Source organism: Undibacterium sp. CCC3.4 (assembly GCF_034347425.1).
Classification (GTDB): domain Bacteria; phylum Pseudomonadota; class Gammaproteobacteria; order Burkholderiales; family Burkholderiaceae_D; genus Undibacterium.
In genome coordinates this window covers 3,940,679-3,951,976 of sequence record NZ_CP133779.1, presented here as the reverse complement: position 1 = coordinate 3,951,976, position 11,298 = coordinate 3,940,679, and the positions used below count along the sequence as shown (strand labels likewise).

The following is an 11,298-nucleotide window of genomic DNA, read 5'->3' as shown; positions in this document are numbered from 1 at the left end:
CATGTTTTCTTCCGCACCGTTTATCCGCCGTCCTATCGCCACCACCTTGTTGACGCTGGCGATACTGCTGGCCGGCATCTTGGCCTTCCGTTTGCTGCCGGTCTCACCGCTGCCGCAAGTCGATTTTCCGACTATTTCGGTGAGTGCCAAATTGCCGGGTGCCAGCCCGGAAACCATGGCCGCCACCGTCGCCACGCCGCTGGAACGGGCGCTCGGGCGTATCGCCGGGGTATCGGAAATCACTTCCTCAAGTGCGCTCGGTTCCAGCAATGTGACCTTGCAATTCGATCTGGACCGCGATATCAACGGTGCCGCGCGCGATGTGCAAGCGGCCATCAATGCGGCGCGTGCGATCTTACCGAGCGGCATGCCATCGAGCCCGACCTATCGCAAAGTCAATCCGGCCGATGCGCCGATCATGATCATTGCGCTGTCTTCCGATTCGCTCACGCGTGGACAAATGTACGATGCCGCCGACACCATACTCGGGCAAAAACTGGCTCAGGTAAATGGTATCGGCAATGTTGTCGTCGGCGGCGGTTCGCAGCCGGCGGTGCGGATAGAAGTTAATCCCATGCAACTGAATAATTATGGCATCGGCCTCGAAACCGTACGCGCTGCGATTACTAGCACTAATGCCAATCGGCCCAAGGGCTTCATCGAAGATGGCCAACGTCAATGGCAAGTGCAAGCCAATGACCAAGCCAAATTGGCGCAAGATTATTTACCGCTCATTGTCAGTTACAAGAACGGCAGTGCGGTCAGGATTGCCGATATTGCCGAAGTAAAAGATTCGGTGGTCGATGTACGCAATGCCGGCATGGTTGGCAATCAGCCGGCGGTGATGCTGATCCTGTTTCGTCAGCCTGGTGCGAATATCATCGAAACGGTAGATCGGGTGAAAGCCTTGCTACCGAATTTGCAAGCCTCGATTCCGGCCGCCATCAAGATGGAAGTGGTAATGGATCGCACCCCAACTATCCGTGCCTCGCTCACCGAAGTTGAGCGCTCGCTGGTGATCTCGATTGCCTTGGTGATTCTGGTGGTATTCATCTTTTTGCGCAATGGTCGCGCCACCGCGATACCGGCGATTACCGTGCCGGTCTCCTTGGTAGCCACCTTTGCAGTGATGTATTTATGCGGTTTTTCGCTCAATAATCTGAGTTTGATGGCGCTCACGATTGCCACCGGCTTTGTAGTCGACGATACCATCGTGGTGCTGGAAAACATCATGCGCCATATCGAAAACGGTATGCGGCCGGTTGATGCCGCCTTGCGCGGTGCACGCGAAGTCGGTTTCACCGTGTTGTCGATGTCGATTTCCTTGATCGCCGTGTTCATTCCTATCCTGCTCATGGGTGGCATCATCGGCCGCTTGTTCCGCGAATTTGCCGTTACCTTATCGGTTGCCATCTTGGTGTCCTTAGTGGTATCGCTGACTACCACACCGATGCTGTGCGCGCGCTGGCTCAAGCCGATGCATGCCGAAGCGCCGCCGGGTCGGCTGTTTCAATTCAGTGAGCGCGTGTTTGCGCGCTTGCTTGAGGGGTATCGTCGCTCTTTGCATTGGGCTTTAGCGCACGGCCCATTGATGATGGTTTTACTGCTGGCCACCGTGATCCTGAATGTGTATTTGTATATCATCGTTCCCAAGGGTTTTTTCCCTCAGCAAGATACCGGTCGCATGATGGGCATGATCAAGGCTGATCAAAGCATTTCGTTTCAAGCCATGCAGGAAAAATTACAGCGCTTCATCAATGTCGTCGCAGCCGATCCGGCGGTCGATAAAGTGGTCGGCTTTACCGGCGGCGGTCAGCGCAATACGGCCAATATGTTTGTAACGCTGAAACCTCTGAATGTGCGCAAAGAAAATGCCGAAAAAATCATCGGCCGCTTACGCAAAACCTTGTCCAATGAACCCGGCGCGACCCTGTTTTTACAAGCGGCGCAAGATATTCGGATCGGCGGTCGGGCCAGCAATGCTCAATACCAGTACACCTTGCAAGGCGATGACCTCGAAGAATTGCGGGCTTGGGCACCCAAGGTACAGCAAGCGATGAGTAAGCTCAGCATGCTGACCGATGTCAACAGTGATCAGGAAACCAAGGGCTTGCAAACCTCGCTGGTGTTTGATCGCGATGCCATGGCGCGGCTAGGGTTGACGCAAAATCAGGTCGACTCGGTACTCAATGATGCTTTCGGTCAGCGCCAGGTATCGACTATTTACAATGCGCTTAATCAGTACCATGTGGTACTCGAAGTGGCACCGCAATTTTGGCAAAGCCCGCAGGGACTCGCCAGTATTTACTTGCAAACTCCAGCCGGAAAACCGATACCGGTAGCGGCCTTCGCGCGCTGGGAAGCGAGCAATACCTCGCTCGGTGTCAATCATCAAAGCCAGTTTGCTGCCACCACGATTTCTTTCAATTTGCCGCTTGGTGTCTCGCTCTCGGCCGCGACGATTGCGATTGACAGTGCCTTGGCCGAAATCGGTTTGCCGAGTTCGGTGCGCGGTAGTTTTCAAGGCAGTGCCAAGAGCTTTCAAGATTCGCTCAGCAACCAACCGTTGTTGATTTTAGCCGCGCTGGTGGCGGTGTATCTGGTGCTCGGTATTTTGTATGAGAGTCTGGTGCATCCTCTGACTATTCTGTCGACCTTGCCATCGGCCGGAGTCGGTGCCCTGTTGGCCTTGATGGCGGTCGATGCCGAATTCAATATCATCGCCTTGATCGGTGTCTTGTTGCTGATAGGGATAGTCAAGAAAAACGCCATCATGATGATAGACGTGGCATTGACGGCCGAACGCGAACAACATCTGAGCCCGAGCGAGGCGATTTTGCAAGCTTGTCTGCTGCGCTTCCGGCCTATCTTGATGACTACACTGGCCGCCTTGTTCGGTGCCTTGCCGCTGGCGCTAGGTCATGGCGATGGTTCGGAAATGCGCACGCCACTCGGTATTTCCATCGTCGGCGGGCTGATCCTGAGCCAATTGCTGACCTTATATACGACCCCGGTCGTGTACGTGTATTTAGATCGATTCCGTTTATGGTGCGGCACGCTGTTCCAGCGCACGCCACTGCCGGCCCAACCGCAAAGTAATTCGCTATGAAAAAATTCCTGTTTCGCCCCAACTTGGCCGTGACTGTCCTGGCTTTGAGTTTATCGGCTTGTGCGATCGGGCCCGATTATCATAAACCGGCCGTGCCGCTGGCGGCTGCCTTCAAAGAAGATGGGCGTTGGAAATCGGCCGAGCCGCTCGATATTTTGCCGCGTGGTGCCTGGTGGGAAGTGTATCAAGATGCTCGCCTCAATGGCTTGATGCTGACTCAGGCACAAGCGAGCCCGAGCATTGCGCAAGCCGAAGCACAATATCGTCAAACCCAACAATTATTGGCGCAAGCCGAGGCCAGCTTGTTCCCATCGCTGACGGCCAGCGCCGGCAGCAGCCGCACCGTCAGCGCCGCCGGTGCGCCGGTAACGCGGCAATCTAACCTCAATCTCAGTGCCAGTTGGGAGCTCGATATGTGGGGCAGCGTGCGGCGCGCGATTGAAGCTGGCGAAGCGAAGCAAGCCAGCAGTGCCGCGCAATTGGCAGCGATTAAATTAAGTGCGCAGGCCCAGTTGGTCTCGGCCTATCTGCAGTTGGTAGTGAGCGACAAGCAACTCGAACAACTGCGTAGCAGTGAAGCGGCCTTGAGTGAAACCGTCACGCTCACGCGTAACCAATATCGGGCCGGTACGGTTTCTGAAGCCAGCTTGAACTTGGCCGACAGCCAGTATCAAAGCGCCCGCGCAGCGACATTAGACAAGCAGTTACAACTGGCACAATTGGAACATGCCGTCGCCGCCGCTATCGGCGTCGCCCCGGCTGACTTCAGCTTGCCGGCGGCTGTGACCGTACCCCATTTGCCGCAATTGCCGGCGCTGCTGCCTTCGGCTTTGCTCGAACGGCGGCCTGATATCGCCGTCGCCGAACGCAATATGGCGCAAGCGAATGCCCAAATCGGGCTGGCCGAAGCGGCGTTCTTTCCCAGCTTGAGCTTGACTGCCAGTGGTGGCTACAAGGGCACCGGCTTAAGCGATTTGCTCTCGGCACCGAACCGGATTTGGGCGATCGGCCCGCAATTGGCGGCCACCGTATTTGACGCCGGCTTACGCAAAGCACAAACGGCGCAAGCCGTGGCCGTATATGACGCCAGCGTGGCCGCGTACCGCTTGGCGGTGCTGGCCGCCTTCCAGAATGTGGAAGATACTTTGGTTGCACAAAGCCTGCTCGAACAGCAAGCACAACGGCAAACGCTGGCGCTGGTGGCGGCACAGCGAGCCGAAACCATCACGCGCAACCAGTATGCGGCCGGTACCGTGGCCTACCTCAATGTATTGGCGGCACAAACGACGCGCATCAGCGCCGAAGCCAATCTGTGGACTGTGCTGAACCGTCAATATACGAACAGTGTGGCCTTGATTGCCGCGCTTGGAGGGCGTTGGTAATAGTGCTCATTGCAGTTGACATAAAAGGCGCGTGCGCGCCACTCGATTGCCGCCTGCGCGGCAATGACGAATCGGGCGGCAATGACGAATTGCGCGGCTCGGTGGACGCGGAATCGACCTAAGGAACGAAAAAAAACCGCCCGAACCAAGTTCGGACGGCTTTTTTTTAAACCGGCACAGCCGTATCAGTCGTCGGCGTAAATATCGTTATCCTTGGTTTCACGGATGAACAAGGCACCGATCACGAAGGTGGCCAAGGCGATCACGATTGGATACCACAGACCGTAATAGATATCGCCTTTAAATGCCACCAGTGCAAACGCAGTAGTCGGCAACAAACCGCCGAACCAACCGTTACCGATATGGTAGGGCAACGACATCGAGGTGTAGCGGATGCGGGTAGGGAACATTTCTACCAACATCGCCGCGATCGGGCCGTACACCATGGTCACATAAATCACCAAGATGACCAATAACAGCAAGACCATCGGTTTGTTGATTTGCGCGCTGTCGGCTTTCGGTGGATAGCCGGCTGCTTTGATGGCGTCGCCCAGCTCTTTCGAGAAGGCTTTGTCTTTAGCTGCGGCTTCTTCTTTCGGCAAGGTTGCCGAACTGTAAGAAGTGATCAGCTTGTCGCCGACTTTAACGGTGGCGATGCTACCCGGTGCCGCGACTTCATTGGAGTAATTGACCGAAGCGGCAGCCAATTTCGCTTTCACGATGTCGCAAGAAGAATTGAATTTCTTCGTGCCGGTAGGGTTGAACTGGAATTGGCAGTCAGCCGGATCAGCTGTTACCACCACCGGCGCATTTTTCAAGGCTGCTTCAAGAGCAGGATTGGCATAATGGGTCAGGCCGCTGAAGATAGGGAAGTAAGTCAGCGCAGCAATCAGGCAACCGGCCAGAATGATAGGCTTGCGGCCGATTTTATCTGACAAGGTACCGAAGATGATGAAGAACGGTGTGCCGATCACGAGTGAAGCGGCGATCAACAGATTGGCCGTGGCACCGTCGACTTTCAAGGTTTGCTGCAGGAAGAACAAAGCATAGAATTGACCGGTGTACCAAACCACGGCTTGACCGGCAGTCAGGCCAACCAAAGCCAGAATAACGATTTTCAAGTTTTTCCATTGGCCGAAGGATTCGGTCAACGGTGCTTTGGAGGTTTTTCCTTCTGCTTTCATCTTGGCGAAAGCCGGCGATTCATGCATGGACAAACGAATCCAAACCGATACCGCGAGCAAGAATACCGACACCAGGAAAGGCACGCGCCAGCCCCAGGAAGCGAATTCTTCTTCGCCGATGGCTTGGCGGGTACCGAGGATGACTAACAAAGACAGAAACAAGCCCAGCGTTGCCGTGGTTTGTATCCAGGCCGTGTAAGCACCGCGTTTGTCGTGTGGTGCATGCTCGGCTACATAAGTCGCCGCGCCGCCGTACTCACCACCCAAGGCCAAGCCTTGGAGAATCCGCAGCGATACCAAGATGATTGGGGCGGCGATGCCGATGGTGGCAAAGTTCGGTAACAGACCGACGCAGAAGGTTGAGGCACCCATGATCAGGATAGTGACCAAGAAGGTGTACTTGCGACCTATCATATCGCCGAGACGACCGAACACCAGCGCGCCGAACGGTCGCACGATGAAACCGGCAGCGAAGGCGAGCAAGGCAAAGATGAAGCCGGTATTCGGATCGGTACCAGCAAAAAATTGCTTGGCGATGATGGCGGCCAACGAGCCGTACAGATAAAAGTCGTACCATTCAAAAACGGTTCCCAGAGAAGAAGCAAAAATAACTTTGCGTTCTTCAGCTGTCATGCCGCTTGACGTTGCAATAGGTGCTGTCGCCATGCTTGTCTCCTGATTTATATTTTATGTAAAAGTTTCTTGGCAAAGCAGGTCAGCTGGATTTTTAAATAGGCTGACATTTTTTGCACGCTTTGAGTGTGCGAGCCTAAACTTACGGCAGGCTTTCTTGAAACTTACAGAAACTTACAATCGCGCACGGAAAAATTCATCAAAAATCTGACTAGGGTTTGAAACCCCGGCCTTCAGAGGCTGTTGCAAAAGGGTATTGAGTCGGTATCATTACCCTAACTGGTGGCCACGTCATTCCTGCGCGCTTTTGGCAGGAACCCAGCGGCGTTCGTGGTTAACTGAAAATGCCAGAGATGATCGTGTTTTCAGCGCTGAAAACGACACTGGGTTCCCGCTAAAAGCATGCGGGAATGACGAGGCTGCGGCATGCGGGAATGACGAGGTATGCGGTGTTTCAGGTGTAAAAAACGTCCATCAGGCTTTTGCGACAGCCTCTTTTGGCCGGTGAGCGACGAAGGAGCGACCCGATGGGAGGGGATGCAAACCCCTTCCAGAGTCTTTTCCATCGTCGCTTGCGACGATCCATTAAGTTGTTACTTGACATAAAAAAGACAGCTGAAATAACTTCTCACATTTTGCGAACGGTCGTACTATATTATGGTATCGTAGTTCTTCGCTCATTAATCCATCCATTCAGCTATCAGGAGACACCCTCATGTTTGATGCAGTCATCGTTTCTACCGCACGTACCGCTCTGGCCAAATCTTGGAAAGGCGCTTTCAATATGACGCATGGTGCCACGCTCGGTGGCCATGCGCTGGCTGCAGCGATTTCCCGGGCCGGCATCGAGGCGGGTGAAATTGAAGATGTCATCATCGGCTGTGCCACGCCGGAAGGCGCTACCGGCAGCAATATCGCGCGGCAAATCGCTTTGCGTGCCGGCTGCCCGGTCAGCACCGGTGGTATGACGGTGAATCGCTTTTGTTCTTCCGGCTTGCAAACCATCGCCTTGGCCGCGCAACGCATCATCGCCGGCGAAGGCGAAATCTACGCCGCCGGCGGGGTCGAATCCATTTCTTGCGTACAGAATGAAGCCAATACCCATATGTTGGTCGATCCGTGGTTGAAACAACACAAACCGGAAGTCTACTGGCCGATGTTGCAAACGGCCGAGACCGTCGCCAAACGCTACAACATCTCGCGCGAACGGCAAGATGCCTACGGTGTGCAGAGCCAGCAACGTGCGGCAGCGGCGCAGGCGGCCGGCTTGTTCGACGCCGAAATCGTGCCGATGACCACCATCATGGGCGTGGCCGATAAAAACACCGGCATGCTGGTCAGCCGCGAAGTGACGATTTCTGCCGATGAAGGCATTCGTGCCGATACCACCCTCGAAGCGGTGGCAAAAATTCGCTCGGCCGTGCCGGGTGGGGTCATTTCGGCCGGCAATGCCAGCCAATTTTCTGATGGTGCCTCGGTGGCCGTACTGATGAGCAGCAAACTGGCGCAAGCGCGCGGCCTGCAGCCACTGGGAATTTTCCGCGGCTTTGCCGTGGCCGGCTGCGAGCCTGATGAAATGGGTATCGGCCCTGTGTATGCAATTCCTAAGCTGTTGAAAAAGGCCGGACTCAGCGTGGCCGACATCGGCTTATGGGAGCTCAATGAAGCGTTCGCCGTGCAAGTCTTGTATTGCGCCGAGAAGCTGGGAATCCCGATGGACCGGCTCAATGTTAACGGCGGTGCGATCGCCGTTGGTCATCCTTATGGCGTCTCCGGCGCACGCTTGACCGGCCATGCGCTGATCGAAGGCAAGCGGCGCGGCGTTAAGTATGTGGTCGTCACCATGTGTATCGGTGGCGGTCAGGGCGCGGCCGGTTTGTTTGAAGTCGTCTGAGTTACCGCGCTCGCGCTAACTGATCGAATCGTGGCACTGCGTGCAGTGCCATTTCCTTGCTACTCTTTAACGCCGATACCATGCAATCTACCATTCTCGTTCGTCGCGACCTCGATTTTTTGCTGTTCGAATGGCTACAGGTCGAAAGCCTCAATCAACGTCCGCGCTTTGCCGACCATAGCCGCGAAACCTTCACCGCGGCACTCGACACCTGCGAAAACATCGCCACCGATCTGTTCGCCACGCACAATAAGAAAAGCGATCAGAATGAACCGCATTTCGACGGTGAACACGTACACATGATCCCGGAAGTCAAAACCGCGCTGCAAGCCTTTTGCCAAGCCGGTTTGCTGGCGGCCGGACAAGATTACGAATACGGCGGCATGCAATTGCCGTGTGTGGTCGAGAAGGCTGGTTTCGCTTACTTTAAAGGTGCCAATGTCGGCACCGCATCCTACCCATTTCTCACCATAGGCAATGCCAATACCCTGCTGAAATGCGGTACGCCGGAACAAATCGAGTCGTATGTACGGCCGATGTTGGAAGGGCGTTTTTTTGGCACCATGTGTTTGTCGGAACCGCAGGCCGGCTCCAGCCTCTCCGATATCGTCACGCGCGCGCAAGCACAGCCCGATGGCAGCTACCGCTTGACCGGTAATAAGATGTGGATTTCCGCCGGTGAACATGAACTGTCGGAAAACATCATTCATCTGGTGTTGGCCAAAGTACCCGATGAACACGGTAAGCTGATACCCGGTGTGAAAGGCATTTCCCTCTTCATCGTGCCTAAATTTTTACTCAAGGCCGATGGTTCTTGCGGCGAGCGCAACGATGTCGTGCTGGCCGGCCTGAATCACAAAATGGGTTATCGCGGCACCACCAATTGCCTGCTCAATTTCGGTGAAGGTAAATTTCAACCGGGTGGCCAAGCCGGTGCGGTCGGCTATCTGGTTGGCACTGTGCATCGCGGCCTGGCGAATATGTTTCACATGATGAATGAGGCGCGCATCGGTGTCGGTCTCGGTGCCGTCATGCTCGGCTATACCGGTTATTTGCACGCGCTCGATTACGCTCGGAATCGCCCGCAAGGCCGGCCGCCGCTGAATAAAGACGCGGCTGCAGCGCAGATTCCTATCATCGGTCATACCGATGTCAAACGCATGTTATTGGCGCAGAAAGCCTATGTCGAGGGTGGCTTGGCGCTGACGCTGTATTGCGCGCGTTTGGTCGATGAAGAGCGCACCGCCGACAGTGAAGCGGCACGTCAGCAGGCCTCGCTGTTATTGGAAATCCTCACCCCGGTAGCAAAATCCTGGCCCTCGCAATGGTGTCTGGAAGCGAATAACCTGGCCATCCAAGTGCATGGTGGTTATGGCTATACGCGCGAATATAATGTCGAACAATTTTATCGCGATAACCGTCTCAACCCTATTCATGAAGGTACGCACGGCATACAGGGGCAGGATTTATTAGGCCGCAAAGTCGTCATGCACGACGGTGCTGCCTTGGTTTTACTTGGCCAAATCATGCAAAAAACCTGGCTGGCTGCGGCCGAACAGGCGGCCTTGGCCGATTACGGCAGCGCGCTGGCACAAGCCTGGCAGCGTGTCATCAGCGTGACCGCGCAGTTGCACGCAGCCGGCGATCTCAATCGTACACTGGCCAATGCCTCGGCCTATCTGGAAGCCTTCGGTCATGCGGTGGTAGCCTGGGTTTGGCTCGAGCAAGCATTATTATGCACGGCCAAACAAGCGCGCCATGATGCCGATTTTTATGCCGGCAAACTGCAGGCGTGTAAATATTTCTACCACTGGGAATTACCGAAAATTTATCCGCAACTCGATTTGCTCGCCGCCTTGGACAGTACTACCCAAGAGATGCAAGATAAGTGGTTTTGATGCGCCTGAGTTTGACCTCGTTCATCAAAAATCTGACTAGGGTTTGAAACCCCGGCCTTCAGAGGCTGTCGCAAAAGGGTAGTGAGTCGGTATCATTACCCCAACTGGTGGCCACGTCATTCCTGCGCGCTTTTGGCAGGAACCCAGCGGCGTTCGTGCTTAACTGAAAATGCCAGAGATGATCGTGTTTTCAGCGCTGAAAACGACACTGGGTTCCCGCCAAAAGCATGCGGGAATGACGAGGCTGCGGCATGCGGGAATGACGAGGCTGCGGCATGCGGGAATGACGAGGCTTCGGCATGCGGGAATGACGAGGTATGCGGTGTTTCAGATGTAAAAAAGCGTCCATCAGGCTTTTGCGACGATCTATTAAGTTGCTAATATAAAACTACCGGAGACTATGTATGAAAACTGTACGTACAGCAGCACAATTATTCGATTTGAGCGGCAAGACCGCACTCATTACCGGCGGCTCGCGCGGCCTCGGCTTGCAAATGGCCGAAGCCTTGGGTGAGCAGGGTGCGACGGTGGTTCTGTCGGCGCGCAAACAAGCCGATCTCGATGAAGCCGTCGCTCATTTACATAGTCGCGGTATTACTGCCAGCGCCATCGTGGCCGACCTGGCGCGTGCCGATGCCGTCACGCCGCTGGTCGATGAAGCGCTGGCACGGCTCGGTCATATCGACATCCTGATTAATAATGCCGGTGCGACTTGGGGCGCGCCGGCTGAAGATTATCCGCTGGAAGCCTGGGATAAGGTCATGAACCTCAATATTCGCAGCATTTTTCTGTTGGCCCAAGCGGTCGGCAAGCGTTCGATGATACCGCGCCGCAGCGGTCGCATCATTAACATCGCCTCGATTGCCGGCTTGGCTGGCAATGGCCCCGGCACCATGCAGACCATCGCCTATAACACTTCGAAAGCGGCCGTGATCAATTTCACCCGCACTTTAGCCGGTGAATGGGGCGTGCACGGCATTACCGTCAATGCCATCGCACCGGGGTTTTTTCCATCGAAGATGACCAAAGGCATACTCGAACAACTGGGAGAAGAACAATTGTCCAAAGACGCGCCACTGCAGCGCATCGGTGATGATGAAGACTTGAAAGGCGTGGCCTTGCTGTTCGCTTCCGACGCCGGCAAACACATCACCGGCCAAACTTTGGCGGTTGACGGCGGCGTCTCGGCGGTGTAACG

Annotated in this window: 6 protein-coding genes; 5 read left to right on the top strand and 1 reads right to left on the bottom strand. The window is 55.2% G+C overall.

Annotation, left to right across the window (positions count from 1 at the left end):
- The first annotated feature begins 1 nt into the window (after nucleotide 1).
- Both RHM61_RS17560 and RHM61_RS17555 read left to right on the top strand, forming a co-directional pair.
- The gene (locus RHM61_RS17560) at nucleotides 2-3,109 is read left to right on the top strand and encodes a multidrug efflux RND transporter permease subunit (RefSeq protein ID WP_322248606.1); all 3,108 of its coding nucleotides are present in this window, start codon (nucleotides 2-4) and stop codon (nucleotides 3,107-3,109) included.
- Complete coding sequence (locus RHM61_RS17555) at nucleotides 3,106-4,491, top strand: efflux transporter outer membrane subunit (RefSeq protein ID WP_322248605.1); 1,386 nt, start codon at nucleotides 3,106-3,108, stop codon at nucleotides 4,489-4,491. The genes RHM61_RS17560 and RHM61_RS17555 overlap by 4 nt, the downstream gene beginning before the upstream one ends.
- Before the next feature lie 185 nt (nucleotides 4,492-4,676).
- Here the strand turns inward: RHM61_RS17555 and RHM61_RS17550 are convergent, their stop codons facing one another.
- On the bottom strand, nucleotides 4,677-6,341 hold the full coding sequence (locus tag RHM61_RS17550) for an MFS transporter (protein ID WP_322248603.1): 1,665 nt from the start codon (nucleotides 6,339-6,341) through the stop codon (nucleotides 4,677-4,679).
- 682 nt (nucleotides 6,342-7,023) lie between these two features.
- On the opposite strand from RHM61_RS17550, the gene RHM61_RS17545 reads away from it, so the two are divergent.
- The 3 genes from RHM61_RS17545 to RHM61_RS17535 all read left to right on the top strand — a co-directional run bounded on the left by RHM61_RS17545 (nucleotide 7,024) and on the right by RHM61_RS17535 (nucleotide 11,296).
- Complete coding sequence (locus tag RHM61_RS17545; RefSeq protein ID WP_322248601.1) at nucleotides 7,024-8,202, top strand: acetyl-CoA C-acyltransferase; 1,179 nt, start codon at nucleotides 7,024-7,026, stop codon at nucleotides 8,200-8,202.
- Between the two features lie 80 nt (nucleotides 8,203-8,282).
- The gene (locus RHM61_RS17540; RefSeq protein WP_322248600.1) at nucleotides 8,283-10,100 is read left to right on the top strand and encodes an acyl-CoA dehydrogenase; all 1,818 of its coding nucleotides are present in this window, start codon (nucleotides 8,283-8,285) and stop codon (nucleotides 10,098-10,100) included.
- A gap of 404 nt (nucleotides 10,101-10,504) precedes the next feature.
- The gene (locus tag RHM61_RS17535) at nucleotides 10,505-11,296 is read left to right on the top strand and encodes an SDR family oxidoreductase (RefSeq protein ID WP_322248598.1); all 792 of its coding nucleotides are present in this window, start codon (nucleotides 10,505-10,507) and stop codon (nucleotides 11,294-11,296) included.
- Nucleotides 11,297-11,298 lie beyond the last annotated feature (2 nt).